The following is a 24,715-nucleotide window of genomic DNA, read 5'->3' as shown; positions in this document are numbered from 1 at the left end:
TCAGGGCCGACTGAAGCTGCTCAGTCGGCCCTGATCGATTCGCTGGTGCGGGCCGGTCAGCCCCGGCGGATCGTGATCGTCGTCCACGCGCCCACGTGTACGCGGTCCCCGTCCTGGAGGGGGACCGGTACGAAGGGCTGGATGGGGTCCTCGGAGCCGTTGACCGTGGTTCCGTTCGTGGAGTTCTGGTCGACGACCGCCCAGCTGCCGTCAGGCTGCTGCACCAGCACCGCGTGCTGGTGGGAGACGCCAGGGTCCTCCGGCGGCACCGAGAGATCGATGTCGGGGGTGTCGCCGGTGGAGTGGCGGCGACGGCCGATGGTGATCTGGTTGCCGGTGAGGGCGCGCTGCTGCTCGGGGGAGTACGCGGGCAGGTTCAGGCCCGTGGCCTCGGGACCCGAGCGCTGCATCATCGCCATGAAGTAGTCGCGGTCCGGGCCGATGGTCGCGCTCCAGGTCGTCGGCGCCTGCGGGTACGAGGGGCCGGGCGGGGCCTGGGTGGCACCGTGCTGCGGGTAGCCGTAGTCACCGGGGCGAGCACCCGCACCGCCGGGACCGGCAGGTCCACCGGGACCACCGGATCCACCCGGACCCGTCGAGGACGGCGGGGAGATCACCCAGTCGTCGTCGCCACCGAAGGACGGCCCACCGCCGGACTGCGGACCACCGGGGCCACCAGGACCGCCCGCTCCGCCGGGGCCTCCGTGCTGCGGTCGCCGGGTCTCCTGCGGGAACGCGGGCGGAGCCGACGGCGCCGACTGCTGGAACGCCTGCGGCGCCCCACCGGCCCCCGGACCACCACCGGGACCTTGGCCACCGGGACCTTGGCCACCGGGACCTTGACCCCCAGGGCCTTGGCCTCCAGGACCACCAGGTCCCCCGGGCCCGCCGGGAAATCCGGGTCCTCCAGGCCCACCAGGCCCACCAGGCCCGCCCGGCGTAGGCCCGGGCGGCGGCGGAACCGGTCGTGAGGGATCGCCGCCGAAGCCCGAAGGTCCGGGCCGCGAAGGATCGCCACCGTAGCCCGAGGGACCGGGCCGAGACGGACCTCCACCGAACCCGGACGGACCGGACTGACCAGACTGGCCGTGACCAGGCTGACCAGACTGGCCGTGACCAGGCTGACCAGACTGGCCGTGACCAGGCTGCCCGGACTGACCCGGACCAGGCTGCCCGGGCTGACCGGAAGGCCCGCCACCGAACCCGGAGGAACCTCCCTGCCCCGATGGCCCACCGGGACCGCCAGGCCCACCCGGACGGCCGGGCCCACCATGACCGCTGTTGCCCCCGGGCCCACCGGGCCCACCGGGCCCACCGGGACCTCCGGGACCACCAGGCCCGCCGAATCCACCGGGCCCACCGGGCCCACCCGGACCCGACTGTGCCCCGCCGAACGGCGGGATCGGCTCGGCGGGACGATTCATCTGCGAGGGGCGCGAGCTCTGGTAGTCGTACCCGTCACCGCCGCCGAAGGACGGCGGAGGCGGCTGCTGGAAGCGGAGCGCCGGATTCCCACCGGGACCGGCACCCGGACCGGGTCCAGGTCCGCCGGGACCAGATCCGCCGGGGCCAGGTCCACCGGGACCGGGCCCGCCGGGACCGGGACCACCCGGCCCCGCGCCGGGACCGGGCGCCGGAGGCCGCGGCGCGGCCGGCGTGTACGTCGTCGCCGTGTTGGTCAGGAAGTTCCAGCGGCACTCCTCGCAGAAGGGCGCGCCGCCCTCACGGGGCGTGCGGCACTGCGGGCAGAGTTCCGACTGTGCGGCGAGGTGCGGGCGTCCACCGGGGCCACCGGGACCGCCCGCGCCCGGAGGCGGGGGAGGTGAGCCGGGCGGCGGGTATCCGTAACCGGCGCCCGGAGGCGGCGGTGGTGGAGGCGGCGGGGGTACGGCACCGGCCATACGGTGACCGCAGACCTCGCACCAGTCGTCGGAACCCGACTGGTGTCCGTTCGGGCAGGTCGGCATGTCGGCGCTTCCCCCTCTCCTTTCCGGCCTCTCGGCCGGGTCCCGCTGTCCGGATCCCCGGTGGGGGAGCCAGGTTCGCCGGCTTCGGTATGTCGTGATGGTGGTGCTGTGTCTCTTACTTCTTTACACGAACAGTCTTTGTCGACCGAGTCTCGAGAGTCATCTCGTCGGCCTCCGTGACCTTCGCCTTCAGTCGCACAGTACCTGTCGCCGCGTCGACGACGTCCACCACCTTCGCAAGCAGTTTCGCAGTATCCGCGTTCCCCGACGCACTCGCGAGCTGAACGGCCCGTCCCAGCTTGGCCGTTGCTCCGTCGAAATCACCGGATTTACGGGCATCGAGACCCTGTTGGATGACCTGTGCCAGTTCGGCCTGGCCCGTGTAGTGCGCGACCTGGGGGTTGATCGATGTGGACGCGACCATGTCGTCCGTCCACACGGCCTTCACCAGGCCCTGGGCGCCGAGGTTCTGCGCGGAGCCCGCCCCGCTCTCGGCTCCGCTCGAGCGGGAGGTGCCCCCGGGCTGGGGGATGACGAGTGAGACGCGGGCGGCCAGCATCTCCTGGCCGAGGGTCGCGGCCGGGACCTCGACGCACACGTGGTAGTCACGGGACTCGTCTCCCCACGAGCCGGTCGGGTAGTCCCCGGCGCGTGGCCCGGCCTCGGTGCGACGGTCGGTCAACTCCTCGACCGTGGGCGCCACCTGCTTCACGAACTTGATCCGCGTGCCGACCGGGGTCCACAGCCGCAGGGCGACGTCCGCGACCTCCTTGCCCATGGCCGCCTCCATCATCTGCGTGAAGTCGGCGGAAAGGGCAGCCGGGTCGGCGACGATGTCGGCGGTGCCGAGCAGCGCGGAGGCGATCCCGGTGACCTCCTTGACCTCCCAGTCGGTCCCGACTCCACGCGCGTCACAGGTGAACCGTCCGGCACAGGCGTCCAGCGCGGCCTTCAGGTCCTCGGGCGACTCGTGCTCGTTGCGGCCGTCGGTGAGCAGGATGCCGTGGCGTATGGCGACGTCGGCCGAGGCGAGCAGCCGGTCGGCGAGCTTCAGCCAGGTGCCGATCGCGGTGCCGCCGCCCGCGCTGAGCTTGCGCAGCGCCTGCTTGGCCTGGTCCCGGGTGGCGGAGTCGGCGACCGCGAGACGGCCGCCGCCGGGGTAGACCTCCCGGGCCACATGGGTGCCGTCGATCACCGCGAAGTGGACGCCGTCCCGCAGGGTGTCGATGGCGGCGGCCGTGGCGTCCCGGGCGTTGCGCATCTTGGTCGGCGGGTAGTCCATCGATCCGGAGCAGTCCACCATGATCGCCACGGCGGCGGACGGGCCCTGGCCGGGCGAGTAGAGGTGCGGCGCGGCGACCGCGCTGCCGATGGTGCCCCCGCCGGTCGCGCTGACCGTCACGATGGCGTTGACCTCGCGGCCGCCTTCAGGCAGGTACTCGTTCTGGTACACCTCGACCGAGAACTGCGGCACGTTCGACTTCGAGAAATTGGCCATGCCTACTCTGATCCCCCTAGCGGCCCCACAGCACGTGGGGTGATGACTGTGCGTGCCTGTGACCGGACCGGTCCCCTCCGGCCCGTCGGCCGTTCCCGTCCGGCCGCCGAGGCGCCCGCGAGCACCCCGCCCGCGCGCGCCCTCAGGCCGATCCTGCCCCCTGAGGAGGGGCCGGGAACGGCAGGACGGCCACTGTTACGTTGTCGTGGCCACCTCCGTCGAGCGCATGGCCTACCAGAACCTGCGCGCAGTGCAGTGGTCGCCCGGCCGCGTCCAGGGGCACGGCCTCGGCCATCTCGTCGGCGGCCTCCGCGTAGTTCCACAGTCCGTCGGTGCACACCACCACTACACCCGGCCGGTCCGGTTTGAAGGAAGCGGTGTGCGGCTCCAGTTCGTACGCGTCCGCGCCGAGCCAGCCGGTGATCGCGTGGGCGCGCTCGTCGGCGTACGCCTCGGCCTCGTTCATCAGCCCCGCGGCCACCATCTGCGCCGCCCACGAGTCGTCCTCGGTGAGCCGGGCCGGGGGCGCGCTGCGGTCCACCGGGACCCAGTAGGCGCGGCTGTCGCCGACCCAGCCGACGACGAGCAGGCTCGGGGTGACGACGGAGCCGACGATGGTGCACGCCGGCGCGTTCTGGTGCGGCGCGTGCTCCTGCGCCGTCTCCGGCTCCTCCGCCAGGGCGTTCACGGCGTTGGAGGCGGCGACGATCGCGTCGTGCATGGCCTGCTGCGGGTGGGTGCCGCGCGGCAGGGAGTCCAGGAGCGTCTCGTTGGCGGCGCGGGCGGCGGCGAGCGAGGCGTCGTCGGGGCGGGTCGCCGAGGACACGCCGTCGCAGACGACCGCCAGGACCGCGGGGGAGCCGTCGGGCAGCGCGGTCGAGGAGATCGCGAACGAGTCCTCGTTGCGGTGGTGCCGCAGGCCCCGGTCGCTGACCGCGGCGACCGCACCCAACTCCAGTTCCATGTGGTCGCGTTCCCGCGGCTGGGCGTGCCCGCAGTTCTCGCAGTAGCCGTCCCGGTCGACATGGCCCGCGCGGCAGGCCACGCACACCTTCGTGCCGGCCGGTGGTGTGGCCAGGTCGGCGGTGCGCGGGTCCGGCGGCTGGGGCGCGGCCAGCGGGTACTCGTCGGGCTCGCGGGGCCGGTCGAACCGTACGCCCCGCCCCGGACCGGACAGGTCGCCGCCGCCCGAGTCGGTGCCCTGGATGTCGGTGGGACGGACCACCGGCGGGGGCGTGTCGGAGCTGGGCTCGGAGGCGACGGGCCAGGCCACGGACGCGGCCTCGTCGGGCGGGTCGCCCGCCGTCCCGTTCATGGTGATGGTCGGCTGGTCCGCCGGCGGCGCGGGCGCCGCCGAGAGGTCATGGCCGCACGCACCGCAGAAGCGGTCGTCCGAAGCGAGGGGCCACTCGCAGATCGGGCACTTCGTCAGCGCGGTCGGCTGGGGCATCTGCGACATGAACTACACCCACGTCCGGGGGCGGTAACGGTTGGCACGTTCCACCAGGTCGATCCTCTCCTCGCCGCCTCGAGCGAGCCGGGCCAGTGTGCGGTACGACCGCTCCAGTCCGAAGCGGAGGCCGCGCTCGTCCAGCGCGCTGCCGAGCAGCACCCGCTCGCCGTCCGGGGGCGCGGCAGCCTGGCCCCCGGAGAGTACCCAGTCCAGGGCGCAGCCAAGGACCTCTGTGGACAACTGCTCGCGGCGCACCGCGTCCAGACCGTACTCGTCGAGCGCCTCGACCTGCCCGGCGGCGGCGGTCAGGTCGTCCAGGAACGGCGCGTCCGGTGCGGCCCCGGGCGCGAGCGCCGCCTCCGTGCGATGTCTCAACCGCGCCCGTACGGCGGCGACCCGGGCGGCGGTGTAGTGGATGGACGCCTCCGGTACGGACTCCAGGGTGTGCACGGCCTTCTGCCGGTCCCCGGCGGTCAGTCGCACCCGGGCGAGCCCGAACGCGGCGCTGACGAAGCTGGGGTCGGTCGTCCACACCAGGCGGTAGTACTCGGCGGCGTTGTCCAGCTGCCCGAGCACCTCGGCGCACAGGCCGAGGGCCAGCTTGGGGGCCGGCTCGCCCGGGAAGGCGTCGTAGATGGCGTCGAAGGACAGTGCGGCGTTCTCGTGGTCGCCGGTGGCGAGCGCGGCCACGCCCCGGTACCAGACCACCCGCCAGTCGTCGGGGTGGTCCCGCTCCAGGGCGTCCAGCGTGGCCAGGGCGATGGTGAACTCACCCATCTCCAGCCGGGCCCGCAGCTCCCGCAGCCGCAGCTCCAGCGAGCCGCTGGGCGCCGCGTGCAGCGCCGTGATCAGCTCGGTGGGCGCGGAGGCGATGAGCCCCGCCAGGAACCCGGCGTTCGGGTCCCCGGAGTCCACCCGTGGGACGGGCAGCGCGAGGGCGGCGGCTGCGGTGTCGAGCTGCTTGGTGAGCCGTACGGGGACGGGCGGGCCACCGGTCGGCGACGCGGGCGATCCGGAAGGTGAACCGCCGCTTCCGTCAAGTACTCCGGAAGGTGAACCGCCGTTCCCGGCAAGCGATCCGGAAGGCGAACCACCGTTCCCGGCAGCCGCCTTGCCCCGCCGCGGACCCTTCACCACCGGAACCACCCGTGTCCCCAACCGGGACACGTCCCCGTCCAGCTCCGAGAACAACTCCGTGTCCGTGACCTTCACTTCGGGTCCGAAGATCGTCGACAGCGCGGGGCGCGCCCGGCCCGTCTGGAGGGACACGACCTCCCGCAGCACACCCGTCAGCTGCTCCGACATCTCCTGCGCGGAGGCGAACCGGCGGGCCGGGTCGGGGTCGGTGGCACGTACCAGCAGACGGTAGAAGGACTCGTACTGGCGGAACACCTCGATGTTGTCGGGGTCGGGCAGGGAGTCCACGAAGACGTTCGTGTAGCCCTGGAAGTCGAAGGTGAGGACCGCGAGCGTACGGGCGACCGTGTACAGGTCGGAGGCCACCGACGGGCCGACGTCGGCGACTTCGGGGGCCTGGTAGCCGACCGTGCCGTAGATGGCCGACTCGTCGTCGTCCATCCTGCGCACCGCGCCCATGTCGATCAGCTTGAGCTGGTCCTCGGTCTGGATCGCGTTGTCGACCTTGAAGTCGCAGTACAGCAGGTTGCGGCTGTGGAGGTGGCCGAGGGCCTCCAGGGCCTCGATGCCGTACGCGCACGCCTGCTCGACCGGCAGCGGGTCGCGGCGGCCGTCCGTCGTGCGGCGGCCGTTGGCGATCTCCTTGAGGGACTTGCCGCCGACGTACTCCATGACGATGTACCCGTCCAGCGAACCGGTGCGCTGGTCGAGGTGCTCGACGAAGTTGTAGATGCGGACGATGTTGGAGTGCTCGATCTCGGCGAGGAAGCGGCGCTCGGAGATCGCGGCGGCCATCGCGTCCTGGTCGCCGGTGTCGAGGAGGCCCTTCAGCACGACCCAGCGGTCCGAGACCGCCCGGTCTATGGCCAGGTAGATCCAGCCCAGGCCGCCGTGCGCGAGACAGCCCACGACCTCGTACTGACCGCGCACGATGTCGCCCGAGTGCAGCTTCGGCACGAAGGAGTACGGGTGGCCGCACTTGGTGCAGAAGCCCTCCGTGCGCCCCGGCCGTTCACCGCGCGCCCGCCCGACCGGTGCCCCGCAGTCGGAGCGCGAGCAGAACCGCTTCCGCTCGGGCACCTCGGCGGTCTCCAGCACCATCGAGCGTGGGTCCGGGCGCGGCACGTCCGGGACCTGGACGAGACCGACACCGAGCCGCGCCCGCCCCGAGGAACCGGCGGTCTTGCCGGAGCTGCGCACCGACACCGAGCGGCCCGTCGACTTGCCCGACAGGGCGCGTGAGAGCCGGCCGGAGACCGAGCGCCGGGACTGCGAGGAGCGCCCGGACGCCCGCGAGGAGCGTGAACTGCTGGAGCCGGAGCCGCGCGAGCCCTTGCCGCCCCCGGTGATGCCGGTGGGCGGGGAGGAGACCATGCCGCCGGCCGAGACGACCGGTGCCAGACCGCAGGTGTCGCAGTACAGCTCGCCGCCGCCCACGTCCTCGTACGATCCCGAGCAGCCGGGCCGCTGACACGACTGCTGCTGACCCTCTTCGCCTGCCTGGCTTTCCTCCGTCTGACTCACGATTCCTCCTCCCTCCGGTCCTGGGGCACGCGCGGGCCGGGCACCGAGGTGCCCAGCAGTTCGGCCGCCGCGTGCTGGTAGCGCAGCACCGCCTGTTCGGCGACGCGCAGATCGCAGGGGGCGCTCCACAGCATGCGGCGCGCCGCGTCATACCGCTCGACCAGCAGCGAGTCCTCCGCGAAGCCGTGCCGGGCGACCTTCGCCTTGTACGCGTCGAGCCGGCCGCGCAGCTCCGCGCGGACCGCCAGCGGCGCGGTGACCGACGTCAACGACTCGCGGGCGCGCAGCAGTTCGTCGTCGGCCTTCCGCTCCAGGGACTCCAGGAGCGGGGACAGCCGGTGCCACTGCGCGTGTCTGCGGTACTCGGCCGCCATGGCCAGCTGCTCCTGCAGGACCGTCGGCGGGCCGCTCACCACGGGCACCTCGGTCGCGGCGATCTTGGCCAGCACCTCACCGCGCGCGCTGCGCGCCTCGGCGAGCGTACGGTCCGCGCGGCTGAGCACGTCGCGCAGCTTCACCAGCCGTGACTCCGCGTCCTGCCGGACCGTCAGCACGGCGTCGATCTCCCGCCGTACGTCCTCCAGGGCACGCGCCTCACGGTCGTACGTCGAGGTGTCCGGGCGGCCGCCGCCGGGCGCCGAACTGCCCGGCGCCGGGACCCAGAAGGCCAGCGGATCGGAGATGACCTCCTCGCGGAGCCTGGTCAGGGTGCGGGTGATGCGCTCCAGGTCGTCGCCGGCCGGGTGCTCGCCGGGGCGTACGCCGACGGAGTGCGCGAGCTGGCGGGTGCGCTGGAGCTCGGCGGCCAGGAGATCGATCCGGGCGGGCAGCGCGGACCACACCGCGTCGGCGGCCACGACCATGTCCAGCGAGGACGCGTACAGGTCGTTCATCCGGTCCACGAGGGTGACCAGCGAGAAATGCTCGCTGAGCCGGCTCGCGCCCTGCAGTGTCGGCGCGTTCGCCATCGCCGTGGCGCTGCCGGCGACCGTGACGGCCTCGCCGCGCAGCAGCTCGGTCAGCTCCACCAGGTCCTCACGGCTGGACCAGCGGCGTCGCGAACGGATCGCGCGGGCGGAGTGCAGCGCGTCCGTGTACGCGTCGAAGTACGCCCACAGCAGGGTGATCGACGCCTCCGCGGCGGTCCAGCGCTCCTTGGTGACGCCGGTCAGTTCGGCGCCTTCGAGCAGCCTGCGGCCCGCGTGGTCCTGCAGGGCGAGCAGCGAGGTCTCGATGGCCTCGTGCTCCGCGCCGAGCCGCGCGAGCGCACGGTCCACCTCGTCCCGGTCCATCACCGGCCCGGTGGATCCCGCGACGCCCATCGATCACCTCTCGCTGCTGTCGGTGTCGGTCATTGGAGTTCGGTCAGTCGCCTTCAGTCCCCGTACTGGGGGGCCGGTGGTCGGGAGTTCGTCGAGTTGTCGCCCAGCGTCGCGGACAGCCACCTGGTGTACGAGTCCTGCCAGCCGTCCTTGAGATAGTCCACCAGCACCTGGTTGACCCGGCGTACCAGATCCTTCGCCTCCAGGTTCATCGCCACGCCGTAGTACTCGGTGGTGAACGGCTCGCCCTTCAACTCGACCGTCGGGTCCTGTGCCGCCTGGCTCGCGGCGAGCGCGCCGTCGGTCACCACCGCGTCGACCTCGCCCAGCTGGAGCCTTACCAAACAGTCGAGTTGGTTGGGCGGGTTGACGGACGTGATGTCGGCGGAGGCGGGCAGCTTGCCGGACTTCTGGTCGGCGTCCAGGTTCTCCAGCGCGGTGGAACCGCTGGCCGAGCAGATCCTCTGGTCCGCCAGCGTCTTGTCGTAGCCCTTGATCGTCGAGCTCTTGGGGGCCAGGACCTGCTGTCCGGTCTCGAAGTAGGGCTGGGAGAAGGCGACTTCCTTCATACGCGTGCAACTGATCGTCATGGTGCGGACCACCATGTCGACCTGCCCCGACTGGATCGCGGGGATGCGCTGGTTCGTGGGAATCGCCCTGAAGCGCACCTTGTTCGGGTCGCCGAGGATCTCCTCGGCGATGCGGTGCGCGATGTCGATGTCGAAACCCTCCAACTCGGCGCCCGCGGTCGTGTTGTTCGGGTCGCGGTAGCCCCAGCGATAGCTGTTCTGGTCGACGCCGATGGTGAGGTAGCCCTTCTCCTTGATCTTCGTGATCGTCGTACCCGACTCGTCGGAGGAGGGCCTGAGGCTCTGGTTCTGCGGATCGACCATGGTGTCGCACTCGTCCGCCCGCGCCTGGGTGCCCTGGGCGACGCCCTGGCCTCCGGTGCCCGTGGTGCCGTCGCCGCGTGTCCCGCTCACCGGCAGCACCAGGGCGAAGACCACGGTCAGGGCGCAGAGGACCGCCATCGCGCCCACGCCGCCCCAGCCCCGGAGGCCGGCCCGCAGGCGTCGTACCGCATTCATCGCTCCCCCTTCCACCGTGTCTCCTTCCGCCGTCGTCACCGGTACTCCGAAAGCCTGCGCCCGATGCCCAGCACCGCGCCCGCCGCGCCCAGCACGGCCAGGACCGCGGCGCCCACCGGGAGCCCGAGCATGGCGTTCCGGCCGCCCTGGGCCGCCAGCTTGAACTCGTTCTCCTCGTGCTTGCTCGCGCTGTCCAGGTTCTCGTCGACCTTGTCGAAGCACTCCCCCGTCGGCTTGTCGCCCTGCGGGCATTCTGCCGTCGCCTCGCCGCCGATCACCTGGTCGAGGGCGCATTGGTAGTCGCCCGTCTCATCGGCGTCGCGGGCGCTCTCGTGCCGCTCCAGCCATACCTTCATGTTGGCGACGGCGGCCTGCACGGGCTTCTCGCCACTGTCGTCGTCGGCGATCTTCTCGGCGGTGGCCAGCCGCGACTTGAGCTCGGTCATGTCGGTCGTGAAGTCGTGGTCGAACTCGTCCACCACCACGTCCTCGCCCTTGACCTTGATCGTGACGGTCTGGGCGCCCCGGCTGATCAGCGTCAGGTTCTCGTTGCCGCGGGCGGTGAGGGAGGCGATGCGCGCGTCGTTCAGCACGGTCAGCGACTGCACGCCGTTGTCGTAGGAGTCGTTCAGGCCCGAGCGGGCGACGGTGTGGCCGGCGACCAGCCACAGCAGGACGACCGTGGAGGCGGCCGTCGCGGCGACCAGGCCGTGGTTCAACACCCGGTTCGTCCGCTGGTAGTTGCGCCGCTGGGCCCAGCCGAGGCCACCGATGGCGAGGACACCGAGAGTGATCGCGGCCCACGGATACGACGTGGCGTCGGCGTAGTCGTCACGCAGCCGCTGGTTCTCGTTGTCGTAGATCCTCTTCGCCTCCGGGAGCATGGCGTCCTGCATCTTGTCGTTGGCGTAGCGCAGGTAGGCGCCGCCCAGCGGGTAGCCCAGCCGGTTGTTGGCGCGGGCCCGCTCGACCAGGCCCTTGTACTCCGGCAGCAGGGCGTTCAGCTTGGCGACGCGCTCCTCGGAGTCGGAACCGGCCTCCGAGGCGGCGGCGGCGACGGCCAGATTGTCGGCGGCCTCCCGGATCTCCCGCTCGTATCTCTCGCGCGACTCCTTCGTCTCCTGGCCGCCTGCGAGGAAGCCGCTGGAGGCCGCGGTGTTGGCGTCGGCGAGGGAGCTGTAGATGCGGGCCGCGGCGGAGCTCAGGGGCTGGCTGCCGTGGAGCACGTCGTCGGCGGCGGTCGAACGGTCGTTCATCTGCCAGGCGGTGACGGAACCGAACGCGACGACCAGGAGGGCGAGGACGGCGCCGATGATGCGCAGCCGGCCGGGCTCGGTCGTCGCGGCGGCGCGCAACTGGTCGACGCCCTCAGCGAACGCCGTCCGGCGGGGCGGGCCGCCGTCCGGGGCCGGGGACGGCACGGGCGGCCGGGACGCGTGCGTGGCCTGCGGCGGCACGGCCGGGCCCGGGCCCGCGGGTGGAGCCGACGGTGGCGCGCTGCCCTCCGGCGTGTATGTCACCTGACCTCCCCCTGGTCATCCGTCCATCACGTCCGCCCGCTCGCACGGACAGAGGTGCACGGCCGCAAGTATCGTCGTCGGGACTGACATCGCACAGGTTTTGACGCGATCTTGTTCCCCGATCGTGTCCGTACGCGCTGTGCTTGTCGAATTCCGGCGCAGCAGAAGGCTTCCCGCACCACCCCCTGCCCATGAATACGCGCTCCGGTGGGGTTCGGTTCCCTGGGGGTTCGAACGCGTTCGAGGGGAAGATTCGGGGGCGCGGGCCGCCGGGTCACCCTCCTTCGTAATGCGTGCGCACGCGCGCGTGGACGGTCCTCGGGGCGCCCACGTGGTCGAGGCCGAGCAGTGCCGCGCCCAGCACCGGGGCGGCCGTGACCACCCGGGGGACGGCCTTGGGTGCGGCGGTCGCCAGCGCCTCGCGCACGCGCGCGTCGAGGAGGGGATGCCGGGCGGCGAGGACGCCGCCGCCGAGGAGGACGGGGGTCTCCTCCCCGAGGAGATCCAGGCGGGTCAGGGCCACCGTCGCCATGGCCACCACCTCCTCGGCCATGCGGTCCACCAGCGCGCGGGCCACCGGGTCGCCGGCGGCCGCCGTGGCGAAGAGGACCGGGGTGAGTTCGTGGCGACGGGCGGCCGGGATGTCCTCCAGGTGCAGGGCCTCGATCAGGGCGTACATGGAGTCCAGGCCGAAGTGCGCGGGCAGCGCGCGGGCCAGCGTGGTCGGGCCGCCCCGGCCGTCCTCCGCGCGGGCCGCGTGCCACATGGCCTCCTCGGCGAGGCCCCAACCGCCGCCCCAGTCACCGGAGATACGCCCGAGCGCCGGGAAGCGGGCGGTACGGCCGTCGGGGCGCATGCCGACGCAGTTGACGCCGGCGCCGCAGACCACGGCCACGCCCCGCGGCTCGGCCACACCGGCCCGCAGGATCGCGAACGTGTCGTTGCGGACCTCCACGGTCGTGCCCCACGCGCGCGTGCGCAGCGCCGCCGCCAGCCGCTCCTCCTCCACGGGGAAGTCGGCGTTGGCGAGACAAGCCGACACATGGTCGACCGAGCCGACCCCGGCCTCGGCGAAGGCCTGCCGTACGACGTCCGCGAGGCCGTCGACGGCCGTCGTCACCCCCACCGTCGGGGGCTGGAAACCGCCGCCGCGCGCCGCGCCCAGCACCTCCCCGTCCGGCGCGATCACGGCGACGTCGGTCTTGCTGTTGCCCGCGTCGACGGCGAGCACGCTCCCGCGCCCGGCGTCGCTCCCGTCATTGCGCCCGTGCCCGCGCCCGCGCACGCCCGCGGTCGAACCCGTGTGCACGCCATCGCTCACGCCCACGCGAGGTGCTCCCGGTTGTGCGCGATCAGCCGGTCGGTGAGGGTCTCGGCGTACTCGTACTGCCCGACCAGGGGATGGGAGAGCAGCGCCCGGAACACCCGGTCCCGGCCGCCGCGCAGGGCCGCGTCGAGGGCCAGGTCCTCGTACGCCGTCACGTTCGCCATCAGGCCCGCGTACAGCGGGTCCACGGTCGGCACCGGCAGCGGTGCCGCGCCCTGCCCGCCGACGGCCGCCTGCACCTCGATCACCGCGTCGGCGGGGAGGAAGGGCAGCGTGCCGTGGTTGTAGGTGTTCACCACCTGGTACGTGCTGCCTCCGTCGCCCAGCAGCGACGCGGCCAGGTCGACGGCCGCCTCCGAGTAGAAGGCTCCGCCGCGCCTGGCGAGCAGCGCGGGTTTCTCGTCGAGCGCCGGGTCGGCGTACATGTCCAGCAACTGCCGTTCCATCGCGGCGACTTCGGCCGCCCGCGACGGCTTCGTACGCAGTTCTCGTACGACCTCGTCGTGGGCGTAGTAGTAGCGCAGGTAGTAGGAGGGGACCACGCCGAGGCGGTCCAGGACGGGGCGGGGCAGGCGCAGGTCGGCGGCGATGGTGTCGCCGTGGTCGGCCAGCAGCTTCGGCAGGACGTCCTCGCCGGAGGGGCCGCCGAGGCGTACGCCGGTCTCCCAGGTGAGGTGGTTGAGGCCCACGTGGTCGAGGTGCACCTCGGCCGGGGCCACGCCGAGACGCGCGGCGAACTTCCGTTGCAGGCCGATGGCCACGTTGCACAGGCCGACCGCCTTGTGGCCGGCCTGGAGCAGGGCGCGGGTCACGATCCCCACCGGGTTGGTGAAGTCGATGATCCAGGCGTCCGGATTCGTACGGCGGACCCGTTCGGCGATGTCCAGGACGACCGGGACCGTGCGCAGCGCCTTCGCCAGACCGCCCGCGCCGGTCGTCTCCTGTCCGACGCAGCCGCACTCCAGCGGCCAGGTCTCGTCCTGTTCGCGGGCGGCCTGGCCGCCGACGCGGAGCTGGAGGAGGACGGCGTCGGCGCCGTCGACGCCCCGGTCCAGGTCGCCGGTGGTGACGATCCGCCCGGGGTGGCCCTGCCGGGCGAAGATACGGCGGGCCAGGCCGCCGACCAGCTCCAGCCGGTCGGCGGCCGGATCGACGAGCACCAGCTCCTCGACCGGCAGCGTGTCCCTGAGCCGGGCGAACCCGTCGACGAGTTCGGGTGTGTAGGTCGACCCTCCGCCGACCACGCAGAGCTTCATACTTGTATCAACCCTTTACTCCGGTCAGGGTGACGCCTTCGACGAACGCCTTCTGGGCGAAGAAGAACACGAGGATCACGGGGGCCATGACCATCACGGTCGCGGCCATGGTCAGATTCCAGTCGGTGTGGTGCGCGCCCTTGAAGGACTCCAGGCCATAACTGAGTGTCCAGGCGGCCGGGTTCTCGGAGGCGTAGATCTGCGGGCCGAAGTAGTCGTTCCAGGCGTAGAAGAACTGGAAGAGGGCGACGGCCGCGATGCCCGGCTTGGCCATCGGCAGGACGACCCGCAGCAGGGTGCGCAGTTCGCCGCAGCCGTCGACCCGGGCCGCGTCCAGGTACTCGTTCGGGATGGTCGTCAGGAACTGCCGCAGCAGGAAGATGGAGAACGCGTCCCCGAACGCCATCGGGATGATCAGCGGCCACAGCGAGCCCGACAGGTCCAGCTGCTTCGCCCAGAAGAGGTACATCGGGATCACTACGACCTGCGGCGGCAGCATCATCATCGAGATGACCAGCATCAGCGCCAGATTACGGCCCCGGAAGCGGAACTTGGCGAGCGCGTACGCCACCGGGAGGGACGACACGACGGTGAGGACGGTGCCGAGGCCCGCGTAGATCAGGGTGTTCCTCCACCAGGTCAGGAAGCCGGGGGCGTCGAGGACCTGCCGGTAGTTGCTCCACTCCCAGGTGTCCGGGACCAGATCGCGGGTGAGCGCCTGCTGGTCGCTCATCAGCGAGGTGAGGACGACGAACACGAAGGGCAGGGTGAAGAAGAGCGCGGCGGCGATGCCCAGGGAGTGGACGGCGATCCACTCCAGGAGCGCCCGGCGGCGGGCGGTCCGCTCGCTCGCGGGGATGGCCGTCAACTCCACGGGTTTGTCGAGGACTTGGGTCATGGGGTCAGTCACCTGCCTGGATGAGTCCGCCCCGGCGCCGCATCAGCAGCGCGGTGAACGCCATGGAGAGGGCGAACAGCACCAGCGCGACCACACAGGCGGAGCCGTAGTCGAAGCGCTGGAAGCCGAGGTTGTAGACGAGCTGGGGCAGCGTCAGGGTCGACTTGTCCGGGTAGCCCGGCTCGAACTGCTGACCGGAGCCGCCGATGATGCCGGAGGCGACCTTCCCGGCCACCAGCGGCTGCGTGTAGTACTGCATCGTCTGGATCACGCCCGTGACCACGGCGAACATCACGATCGGCGAGATGCTCGGCAGCGTCACGTACCGGAACCGCTGCCAGGCCGACGCCCCGTCCAGCTCGGCGGCCTCGTACTGCTCCTTCGGTACGTCGAGCAGCGCGGCCATGAAGATCACCATCAGGTCGCCCACACCCCACAGCGCGAGCGCGGTGAGCGCCGGCTTGGACCAGGAGGGGTCCGTGAACCAGCCGGGCGTCGGCAGACCCAGGCCGTCGAGAACGGAGTTGACCGGCCCGGTCCCGGGGTTGAGGAGGAAGACGAAGGCCAGCGTCGCGGCGACCGGCGGCGCGAGGTACGGCAGATAGAAGAGGGTGCGGAAGACGCCCGCCCCGGTCCTGATCTTCGTGATCAGCAGGCCGACGCCGAGCCCGAACACCACCCGGCACGTCACCATCACCAGCACCAGCCAGAGGGTGTTGCGCAGGGCCGGCCAGAACATCGGGTAGTCGTTGAAGACGTAGGCCCAGTTGCCCAGGCCGCGGAAGACCGGTGTACCGAAGCCGTCGTACTTCATCAGCGAGAAGTACACGGTGGACACCAGCGGATAGGCGAAGAAGACGCCGAACCCGATCAGCCAGGGTGACAGGAAGGCCACCGTCCGAAGCGCCGACCGGCGGCGCTTCGCACGGAGCGTGCCACTGGACACGCGCACGGTATGCGTGGACATCGGATCGTTGCCGCTACCGCTACTTCGCCTGCGCGATGTCGGTGTCGATCTGCTTCGCGGTCTTCTCCAGACCCTTCTGGAGGTCCGTCACCTTGCCGGACTCGTACTGGTAGCCGAAGTCCTGGAGCGTCGTCTGGTACGTGGAGCCGTTGATCGAGGCCGGCGGGGTGTTCGACTCCGGGTTCCGGGCGATGTCCAGGAACGTCTGGAAGCCCTCGTCCACCTTCAGGTCGGGCGACTTCAGGGCCGCGAACGTGGACGGCACGTTGTGGATGGCGTTGGCGAAGGAGACGACGGCCTCGGTGTCGGTCGTCAGGTACTTCACCAGCTCCCAGGCCGCGTTCTGCTTCTCGCTCTGCGGTGCGATACCGATGATGGTGCCGGAGAGGAAGCCCTTGCCGTACTCGTCCACCTCGTCGTCTGCCACGGGCATAGGGGCGGTGCCGATCTCGAAGTCGGTCCCGGCGTCCCGCGCCATCCCGAGCCGCCACTCACCGTCCAGCTGCATGGCCACCTGGCCCGTCTGGAACGGGTGCTTGGCACCCCACTCGTCACCGAAGGTGTTGCGGTACTTCTCCAGCTTCCCGAAGCCGCCGAGGGAGTCCACCAGGCTCTTCTGGTACGTGAACATCTCCGCGAACGCCGGGTCCTGGGCGATGTTCGACTTGCCGTCCGCGTCGAAGTACGTGTGGTCCCACTGCGACATGTAGTGGTCCACGACCGTCTCGTAGCCGTGGTAGTTCGGCATGAAGCCGAGCTGTGAGTAGCTGTCGCCCTTGGTCTTGGTGAGCTTCTTGGCGACCTTCGCGAACTCCGACCACGTCTTCGGCGGCGACGTGATGCCCGCCTTCTCGAACGCGTCCATGTTGTAGTAGAGCCCGTACGCGTCCCCGAGCAGCGGCAGCGCGCAACGCGTGCCCTCGAACTGTGTGTAGTCCAGCATCGGCTTCGGGATGATCTTGTCGAGGTCGAGCTTCGACTTCTCGATGAAGGGCTTCAGATCGAGGAACGCCCCCGACGAACAGAACTTGCCGATGTTCGACGTCGTGAACGACGACACCACGTCGGGCCCCTTCGAACCGCCCGCCCGCAGTGCCTGGTTGAGCTTGTCGTCATTGATGTTCCCGACGACCTTCACCGTGATGTTCGGGTGCTCCTTCTCGAACCGGTCGACATTCGCCTGGATCGCCTTCGCCTCGGTGGGCGCACTCCACCCGTGCCAGAAGGTGATCGTCGTCTTGGCGTTCGGGTCGTCGGACGCGGTGGTCTCGGCCTGACCGGTGCAGGCGGTGGCGAGGAGGGCGAGGGAGGCGGTGGCGGCGAGAGCGATCGCCGCGTTCTTGGATATTCCGGACATGGCGGGGTCTCCTGAGGGCAGGGTGAGGTGAGGTGAGGTGAGACGAGAGGTGGGGGAAGCGCGCCCCAGAGGGGCGCGGGGAACTGCGCGACCAGCCACGGACGGCCGGCAGTTTCAGAGCGATCGATCAGCGGGAGGTGTCAAAGACTTCGTCGCGCGTAGTGGTGAGCGCACTCTCCAACGCCCCTCGCAGCACAGGGTGTTCACGTACATCACCGAGCACGAGCCGCGGCCGCGAAGCCGCCAGCTCCGCCAACTCGGTCTGGACAAGGGCACGCAGCGGCTCGCCACCCGCGGTCAACGCCGTACCGCTGAGCACGACGACCTCGGGGTCGAGCACGGCCACCAGTGAAGCGATACCCGTGGCGAGCCCGGTGGCATATGTGGCCAGAAGTTGTCGGTGGGGCCCGGAGTCGATGTCCGCGGCCCTCGCCACCAGCGCCGTGGCGACCTCCGCGTACGGCCCCTCCGGCACCGGAGAGATCCCCAGCTCACGGGCGAGCCGGGGAATGACCTGCGAACCGGCGAGTTCCTGGAAACCCCCGCTGTTCGCCTTGGTCACCTGCCGGACCAGCGGAGCGCCCGGCACGGGCAGGAACCCGACCTCCCCGGCACCCCCGGTGAACCCCCGGTGCAGCCGTCCGCCCAGGACCACCGCGGCGCCGAGACCGCCCTCGTTCCACAGCAGCACGAAGTCGTCGTGGCCCTTGGCCGCGCCCAGCCGTTGTTCGGCGACGGCGGCGAGGTTCACGTCGTTCTCGTACTCCACCGGCATCGGCAGCGCGGCGGCGAGTTCGTCGAGGAGGGTGGGGGAGTGCCAGCCGGGCAGATGGGAGGCGTACCGCAGCCGCCCGGTGTTGGGGTCGAAGGCGCCGGGAGTTCCGATGACCAGCCGGCGCACGTCCGACCGGACGAGCCCGGCGGCCTTGACCGCCCCGTCGAGGGCGGTGGTGACCTGCCGTACGACGGGTTCGGCGGCGCGGCGTCCGGGGGTGGGGACGGCGTACTCGCCCACCGTGCGGCCGGTGATGTCGGCGACGGCGGCGAGGACGCGCTCGGGGGTGACGTCGAGGCCGGCGGCGTACGCGGCGGTCGGGTCGACCGCGTAGAGCTGGGCGTTGGGGCCGGGTCGGCCCGCGCCGGAGCCGCTCTCGCCGGAACCGTCGGTGTCGGAACCGTCCGTGCCGGTGCCCGTGGCGATCACGAGTCCGGCGGCTTCGAGCCGGGCCAGGAGCTGCGAGGCGGTCGGCTTCGACAGCCCCGTCAGCTTGCCGAGCCGCGTCCGGGAGAGCGGTCCGTGCTCCAGCAGCAGATCGAGTGCGGCGCGGTCGTTCATGGCGCGCAGCACGCGGGGGGTTCCTGCCATGTGGACGCCACCTGCCCAACTGTTAGGAAAGTTTCCTGTCGGATGCCAGGACGATAGGACTAGACCAGAGGGGCGTCAATATCCGGCCAACAAAAACCGCCCCCGGGCAACGGAGTCGTTACCTGGGGGCGGTGCCCGCGACGCGGGAGGCGGTGTTAGCTCATGTCACTTCACGTCGACGTAATCCGCCGCGGACGTCTTCGCCGCGGTGGTGGACGTACCCGCGAACGTGTAGCGGTACGAGCCGTCCTTCGATGCCTTCACGGTGGTGGACAGGGCCCCGGCCGTGCCGGAGGTCACCGTCTTCACGTCCGTGTAGGCGGTGGCGCCCTTGGCCTTGAACTGGAGGGTCACCTTCTGGCCCTTGTAGCCGGTGTAGCTCCGCTTGGCCCAGTCGGCGCGGGTGAGGCTGCCCTTGACGGTCAGGGTCTTGCCCTTGACGACCGGCTCCGGGGTGGCGTTGGTGGTGAGCTTGGCGATCCGCTGCAGCTTGGCCGTGCCGAGGCCGCCCCACAGGTCGTAGCCGTTCTCGAAGCTGATGTGGTCGTCGGAGTCGTCGTTGTCCATCGACAGATGACCGTAGAAGGCGCCGGCCTTCCAGGTGGTGGCGTCCGCGGCGCCCATCAGCTGCTCACGCGGGTTCACGGTGAGTACCGTCGTGCACGACTCGGTCACCGTGGTGTCCGTCGTCGCGGTCGGGGTGCACTTGGGTGGCCTGGAGAGGTCCTCCAGTCCGTTGTCGGGGTCCGCGAGCCTGCCGCGGTACAGGACGATGCCCAGGTAGTTCGTCTCGTAGTCGACGGCGAAGTCCGACGGGCGGGTGAAGCTGTACGTGACCGGAACGGTCACCGTGGCCTTGGTGCCGACCGCGATCGGCTTGCCGTTGTTCACCGTGACGGCACCGAAGGTCAGGTCGGGCGAGTCGGCCAGCGCGGCGGGCGCGGCCAGGCCGGTGAGAGCCAGGGCGCCGGACATCGCGGCACCTATGGCGAGCTTTCGCATGAATTCCCCACATTCGAAGCGGGCCCCCGGGCGTTGCGCTCCAGAACAAGGGCCCCCCTTGGGGGTGACACTAGGTGATCATCGTTGTGGGGGGAACGTGGCGCACCTGTGAAGACGGTAACGAATGCGCAGGTCAACCGGATGCGAGCGTTCCGGGTGCCCCGTCGTGGGGCACCCGGACATGCAAAAACCCGGACCGTCAGGCGGAGATGCCGTCGATCCGGGCCAACGCGTCGTCCGCGCCGAACGGCTGCAGGTAGGGCAGCCAGCGCGGGTCCCTATGGCCGGTGCCGATGATGCGCCAGGCCAGGCCGGTGGGCGGGGCGGGTTTGTGGCGGAGCCGCCAGCCGATCTCGACGAGATGCCGGTCGGCCTTGACGTGGTTGCAGCGGCGGCAGGACGCCACCACGTTGTCCCAGACGTGCTTGCCCCCGCGACTGCGCGGGATGACGTGGTCGACGCTGGTTGCGACGCCACCGCAGTACATGCACCGGCCCCCGTCGCGGGCGAACAGCGCCCGACGGGTGAGAGGAACGGGCCCCCGATAGGGAACCCGGACGAATCGCTTGAGCCGGACCACGCTGGGTGCGGGGAGCGTGACGGTCGCGCTGTGCAGATAGGCGCCGGATTCTTCCAGGGAGACTGCCTTGTTCTCCAGGACGAGGACGAGCGCGCGGCGGAGCGGTACGACGCCGAGCGGCTCGTACGACGCGTTGAGGACCAGGACGTGCGGCACGGATGCCTCCTTGTACGCCGGCGGCGCGTGGCTCGCGCCGTGGACGATCCGTAGTCAGTCTCCCCTCATGCCTGGTGGAAGCGCCACCATGTCCCGGTAACGGGCTGGGAGTGTTTTCGACCACACCCTGATTCATCCCCCGCAGTGTGCGCCCTTCACTCCCTGGTGAGCGCCCTGTCTCCCTCGAACATGGCGGCGACCTCCACACAATGCCCCGTTAGTGTGGTGGGCCTGCCCGTCCGGTGACCTTTCCGTGACCAGATGGATCTTGACCGCCGTACCGGAGGGCAGATAACGCACCTGGAGGTACCCGCCGTGTCGTCCGTTTCTTCCCTGTCCCTCCTGCTGGCAGCCGCCACGCCGTCGCCGTCTCCCTCGGAGACGGCGACGACACCGGCCGTGCCGTCTCTGGAGGACGCCCAGGAGAGCGCGACCAACGCCGCCAGCTGGGTGGAGGAGAACTGGTCCACATGGCTGGCCATCGGTCTCCGCGTCCTGTTGATCGTCGTGATAGCGGCGGTGCTGAGAGTGGTGGTCCGGCGGGCGATCACCAAGCTGATAGACCGGATGAACCGCTCCGTCCCCGGCGTCGAGGGCACCACCCTCGGCGGCCTGCTCGTCAACGTGGAGCGTCGCCGCCAGCGCTCCCAGGCGATCGGCTCGGTACTGCGCTCCGTGGCGTCCTTCCTCATCATGGGCACCGCCGCCCTGATGGTCCTCGCCACCTTCGAGATCAACCTCGCCCCGCTGCTGGCCTCCGCCGGTGTCGCGGGCGTCGCCATCGGTTTCGGCGCCCGGAACCTGGTCACGGACTTCCTCTCCGGCGTCTTCATGATCCTGGAGGACCAGTACGGCGTCGGCGACACCGTCGACGCGGGCGTCGCCTCCGGCGAGGTCATCGAGGTCGGCCTGCGCGTCACCAAGCTGCGCGGCGACAACGGCGAGATCTGGTACGTCCGCAACGGCGAGGTCAAGCGCATCGGCAACCTCTCCCAGGGCTGGGCCACGGCCGGCGTCGACGTCACCGTCCGCTACGACGAGGACCTCGACAAGGTCCGCCGCACCCTCCTGGAGGTCGGCGAGGCGATGAGCAAGGAAGAGCCCTGGAACGAACTCCTCTGGGGCCCCATCGAGGTCCTCGGCCTCGACGACGTGCTCCTGGACTCGATGATCGTGCGCGTCTCCGCCAAGACCATGCCCGGCAAGGCCCTCACCGTCGAGCGCGAACTGCGCTGGCGCATCAAGAAGGCCTTCGACGCCGCCGACATCCGCATCGTCGGCGGCGTCCCGGCCCTCGCGGCCGACGACACGGACGCCGACCCGACGGCCGGCATGGCACCCCCGTCGGCCTACGCCTCCACCACGTCCCCGCAGTCGGAGCGGGCGACGCCGATCGCGCCCTCGGGCGTGCCGAAGTAGCGCTTAGGCGCACACGGGGTGGTGTACGGCAGTGGGGGCGCCCGGATCTCTCCGGGCGCCCCCACTGCTTCCCCCGCTCTTCCCCGGCCCTTTCCCCGCCCCTCTCGCGCCCCGGGAGCACCCCCGTCCCCCCGGGACGCCAGGCCGGAGGCCTACACGTACCGCAGCTCCCCGGGCCTGACCGTCCGCCGCAGCAGCGGCAGCGACGTGGCCGCCGCCAGCAGACAGGCGCCGTACACCCCGACGGGCACCAGCAGCGCCCCGAACGGCAGGACCGAGGTGCCGCCCATGGCCATGACGTACGTGAAGGCGATCACCGTGCCCCCGGCCCCGCCCACCAGCACCGAGGGCGCCAGCGGCAGGGCGGTCTCCAGGAGCAGGGCGCGGCTCAGCACCTCGTACGGCACCCCGGCGGCGACCTGCGCGGCCAGGCCCCGGCGGCGGGTGGCGAGCGACTCGGCGGTGCCGACGGCCAGCCCGAACAGGGTGACGGCGAAGCCGACGAGGATGGCGGCGGCGGTGAAGTTCAGACCGGTGATGTAGAAGTCGTCGTTCTCGGCCAGGTGCTGCTGACTGCTGACTGTCGCGAGCAGCGCCTGCCGTATGCCGATGTACCCGCTGCCGACCACGGCCCCCATGATGACGGCCGCGTGGGTACGGGCCGCCGCCCACGGGTCGTCGCGCAGCCGCTCGGCGGCGATCAGCACCGCCGGGTTCTCGGCGCGCGCGGCGAGCAGCCGGCCGGTGAGCGTCGAGACGATGCCGGACAGCAGCACCGCGCCCGCGCCCACCGCGAGCAGCGCGCCGCAGACGATCAGCGGAGCCTTGCCGGACGAGTAGGCCATGTTCCGGGTGGTGTTGGCGACGGCGAGGAGCGTCACGAGCACCAGCAGTGCCACCGCTCCCAGGAACACCCACACCGGCCCCCGGCCCGTGGTCGGCCCCACCCGGCGCACCCAGCCCAGCGGCGAGGCCACCACTCGGCGCAGCGCCAGCACGCTCGCGCCCGCGCCCAGCACCGGCACGCCCAGCGCCACCAGCGCGATCACGATCCAGGCCACCACGGTGGGGCTCCGCCACTCGCTCAGCAGGAACACCACGAAGACGACCGTCGTGACCAGTGAGCCGGCCAGGCAGGCCAGCCCCGTCTCCAGCGCCGCGATCCGGCGTACCTGGCCCGCCGACGCGCCGGCCAGTCGCAGCCCGGCCAGCCGCCGGTCCCGGTGGACGGCACCCACCCGGGTGCACTGGCCGAGGAACCCGAGCACGGGGACCAGCAGGAACAGCAGGGTGACGATCACTCCGGAGCGTTCACCGGGGTTGTCCAGCAGACCGGCGGCCATGTCCACCCGGTAGCTGCCCTTCATCGAGGCCAGCACGCCCGCCGCCAGGCCGAACGCCGTCGCCAACGCCGCCCCCAGCCCCGTCAGCGTCACCCGCCACCACTCGCGCCGGTCGGAGCCCCGGGTCAGCAGCAGGGCGAGGCGGAGATCGTTCGCCAGAGCGTTCACCGGGACACCCCCAGCGACGCGTCGGCCTCGGAGACCACGACGCCGTCCTTCAGCGTGACCTCGCGGTCCGCGTACGCCGCGGTCTGCGCGTCGTGCGTGATCAGCAGCACCGCCGTACCGGACTCCCGGGCCGCGTGCGTCAGCGCCGCCATCACCTGCTCGCTCGCCAGCGAGTCCAGCGCCCCGGTCGGCTCGTCCGCGAACACCACCTTCGGCGCGGTCACCAGCGCCCGCGCCAGCGACACCCGCTGCGCCTGCCCGCCGCTCATCTCCCCGGGCCGCTGCTCCTCCTGCCCGCGTACGCCGAACCGCTCCAGCCACTCACCGGCCCGCTCCCGCGCCGCCTTCCGTGCCGTGCCGGCCAGCAGCAGCGGCAGCGCGACATTGTCGACGGCCGTCAGCTCGGGTATCAGCTGCCCGAACTGGAAGACGACCCCGAAGTCCGTCCGGCGCAACTCGCTGAGCTGCTTCTCCGCGAGCTGGTCGAGCCGCTGCCCGGCGTACGTCACCGAGCCCTCGTCCGGCCGGACGATCCCCGCCAGACAGTGCAGCAAGGTGGACTTGCCGCTGCCGCTGGCCCCGGTGACGGCGAGGATCTCGCCCTGGCGCAGCTCCACCGAGGCGCCGCGCAGCGCCCGCGTCCTGCCGTGCTCCTTGACGAGGCCGCGGGCCGCGAGCAGCGGCACGGGGCTGGGGTTCTTCTCGTTCATGCTGCGTCGACCTCCGCGGTCAGGGTGGTCAGCCGGGCCGTGGTGGTGTTCATCCAGCGGAGGTCGGCGTCGAGATGGTTGAGGGCGTAGTCCGCCGCGAGCACGGTCGCGAGATCGGCTGTCGGCGCGGTCTTCACGGCCGTCAGCTCCCGCATCCGCGTCATGTGCGCGGTGCGCTGCGCCCGGAGGTAGGCGGCCGGGTCGCCGTCGGCGAGGATCGAGACGACGAGCTTGGCGAAGATCTCGTTCGTCACGAACGGCGCGGGCGGTGTGATCTCCCCGGCCCACTTGGCCAGTTCGCGCGCCCCCTCGTCCGTCGAGCGGTACATCGTCCGCTCCGGACCGCTGTCGGCCTCGGTGCCGTCGATCTCGGCGAGGCCGTCGCGGACCAGCCGCTGCAAGGTCGTGTAGACCTGCCCGTAGGCCAGCGGGCGGGCCTGCGGGAAGCGTTCGTCGTGCCGTCGCTTGAGGTCGTAGCCATGGCTCGGCCCACCGGCGAGCAGCCCCAACAGGATGTGGCGGGTGCTCATGGGAACCAGTATGCACTGAGTATATGTACTGAGTGAATAGCGAGCGGGAAAGTGGTCCCGCCATGGCCGATGCTGAAGGGAAGCCGAAGAGAACAGGACCCCGACGCCGAAGTGACCAAAGCCACGA

At 71.3% G+C, this 24,715-nt stretch carries 19 protein-coding genes; 1 reads left to right on the top strand and 18 read right to left on the bottom strand.

Features of this window, described 5'->3' with window-relative positions:
• Positions 1-56 precede the first annotated feature (56 nt).
• From JIX55_RS18600 to JIX55_RS18530, 15 genes are all read right to left on the bottom strand, one after another.
• Positions 57-1,967 carry an FHA domain-containing protein gene (locus JIX55_RS18600; protein WP_257564433.1) on the bottom strand — a complete coding sequence of 637 codons (1,911 nt, stop codon included), beginning with the start codon at positions 1,965-1,967 and terminating at the stop codon, positions 57-59.
• 115 nt (positions 1,968-2,082) lie between these two features.
• Positions 2,083-3,465 carry a vWA domain-containing protein gene (locus JIX55_RS18595; protein ID WP_257564432.1) on the bottom strand — a complete coding sequence of 461 codons (1,383 nt, stop codon included), beginning with the start codon at positions 3,463-3,465 and terminating at the stop codon, positions 2,083-2,085.
• Positions 3,466-3,607: 142 nt separating this feature from the next.
• Positions 3,608-4,924, bottom strand: a complete 1,317-nt coding sequence (locus tag JIX55_RS18590; protein ID WP_257564431.1) for a PP2C family serine/threonine-protein phosphatase — start codon at positions 4,922-4,924, stop codon at positions 3,608-3,610.
• Positions 4,925-4,927: 3 nt separating this feature from the next.
• The gene (locus tag JIX55_RS18585) at positions 4,928-7,579 is read right to left on the bottom strand and encodes a serine/threonine-protein kinase (RefSeq protein WP_257564430.1); all 2,652 of its coding nucleotides are present in this window, start codon (positions 7,577-7,579) and stop codon (positions 4,928-4,930) included.
• Positions 7,576-8,901, bottom strand: a complete 1,326-nt coding sequence (locus JIX55_RS18580; protein ID WP_257564429.1) for a hypothetical protein — start codon at positions 8,899-8,901, stop codon at positions 7,576-7,578. Before JIX55_RS18580 ends, JIX55_RS18585 begins: the two co-directional genes overlap by 4 nt.
• A 53-nt stretch (positions 8,902-8,954) precedes the next feature.
• The gene (locus JIX55_RS18575) at positions 8,955-9,989 is read right to left on the bottom strand and encodes a glutamate ABC transporter substrate-binding protein (RefSeq protein WP_257564428.1); all 1,035 of its coding nucleotides are present in this window, start codon (positions 9,987-9,989) and stop codon (positions 8,955-8,957) included.
• 35 nt (positions 9,990-10,024) lie between these two features.
• Positions 10,025-11,509 carry a hypothetical protein gene (locus tag JIX55_RS18570; RefSeq protein WP_257564427.1) on the bottom strand — a complete coding sequence of 495 codons (1,485 nt, stop codon included), beginning with the start codon at positions 11,507-11,509 and terminating at the stop codon, positions 10,025-10,027.
• A gap of 274 nt (positions 11,510-11,783) precedes the next feature.
• Positions 11,784-12,740, bottom strand: a complete 957-nt coding sequence (locus JIX55_RS18565) for an N-acetylglucosamine kinase (protein ID WP_257569376.1) — start codon at positions 12,738-12,740, stop codon at positions 11,784-11,786.
• A gap of 86 nt (positions 12,741-12,826) precedes the next feature.
• Positions 12,827-14,092 (bottom strand): 6-phospho-beta-glucosidase, encoded by a 1,266-nt coding sequence (locus JIX55_RS18560; RefSeq protein WP_257564426.1) that lies wholly within the window; start codon positions 14,090-14,092, stop codon positions 12,827-12,829.
• Positions 14,093-14,099: 7 nt separating this feature from the next.
• Positions 14,100-14,990, bottom strand: coding sequence for a carbohydrate ABC transporter permease (locus JIX55_RS18555; protein ID WP_257564425.1), 891 nt, complete (start codon positions 14,988-14,990; stop codon positions 14,100-14,102).
• Positions 14,991-14,994: 4 nt separating this feature from the next.
• Positions 14,995-15,936 carry a carbohydrate ABC transporter permease gene (locus JIX55_RS18550; protein ID WP_443046450.1) on the bottom strand — a complete coding sequence of 314 codons (942 nt, stop codon included), beginning with the start codon at positions 15,934-15,936 and terminating at the stop codon, positions 14,995-14,997.
• 40 nt (positions 15,937-15,976) lie between these two features.
• Positions 15,977-17,314: an ABC transporter substrate-binding protein gene (locus JIX55_RS18545; RefSeq protein WP_257564423.1), complete on the bottom strand. Its 1,338-nt coding sequence runs from the start codon at positions 17,312-17,314 to the stop codon at positions 15,977-15,979.
• 127 nt (positions 17,315-17,441) lie between these two features.
• Positions 17,442-18,680 carry an ROK family transcriptional regulator gene (locus tag JIX55_RS18540; protein ID WP_257564422.1) on the bottom strand — a complete coding sequence of 413 codons (1,239 nt, stop codon included), beginning with the start codon at positions 18,678-18,680 and terminating at the stop codon, positions 17,442-17,444.
• 165 nt (positions 18,681-18,845) lie between these two features.
• Positions 18,846-19,682 carry a hypothetical protein gene (locus JIX55_RS18535; RefSeq protein ID WP_257564421.1) on the bottom strand — a complete coding sequence of 279 codons (837 nt, stop codon included), beginning with the start codon at positions 19,680-19,682 and terminating at the stop codon, positions 18,846-18,848.
• Between the two features lie 199 nt (positions 19,683-19,881).
• Complete coding sequence (locus tag JIX55_RS18530) at positions 19,882-20,418, bottom strand: HNH endonuclease (RefSeq protein WP_257564420.1); 537 nt, start codon at positions 20,416-20,418, stop codon at positions 19,882-19,884.
• A gap of 315 nt (positions 20,419-20,733) precedes the next feature.
• Between JIX55_RS18530 and JIX55_RS18525 the strand changes: the two genes are divergently transcribed.
• Complete coding sequence (locus JIX55_RS18525) at positions 20,734-21,837, top strand: mechanosensitive ion channel family protein (protein ID WP_257564419.1); 1,104 nt, start codon at positions 20,734-20,736, stop codon at positions 21,835-21,837.
• A 152-nt stretch (positions 21,838-21,989) separates the two neighbouring features.
• Here JIX55_RS18525 and JIX55_RS18520 read toward each other — a convergent pair whose 3' ends face one another.
• From JIX55_RS18520 to JIX55_RS18510, 3 genes are read right to left on the bottom strand one after another with little or no spacing between them, the layout of a single operon-like run.
• Complete coding sequence (locus JIX55_RS18520) at positions 21,990-23,348, bottom strand: ABC transporter permease (RefSeq protein WP_257564418.1); 1,359 nt, start codon at positions 23,346-23,348, stop codon at positions 21,990-21,992.
• Positions 23,345-24,058, bottom strand: coding sequence for an ABC transporter ATP-binding protein (locus JIX55_RS18515; protein WP_257564417.1), 714 nt, complete (start codon positions 24,056-24,058; stop codon positions 23,345-23,347). The genes JIX55_RS18520 and JIX55_RS18515 overlap by 4 nt, the downstream gene beginning before the upstream one ends.
• Complete coding sequence (locus JIX55_RS18510; protein ID WP_257564416.1) at positions 24,055-24,588, bottom strand: PadR family transcriptional regulator; 534 nt, start codon at positions 24,586-24,588, stop codon at positions 24,055-24,057. The genes JIX55_RS18515 and JIX55_RS18510 overlap by 4 nt, the downstream gene beginning before the upstream one ends.
• Between the last annotated feature and the right edge of the window lie 127 nt (positions 24,589-24,715).

Source organism: Streptomyces sp. DSM 40750, from assembly GCF_024612035.1.
GTDB lineage: Bacteria > Actinomycetota > Actinomycetes > Streptomycetales > Streptomycetaceae > Streptomyces.
This window is presented reverse-complemented; position numbering and strand designations above follow the sequence as displayed.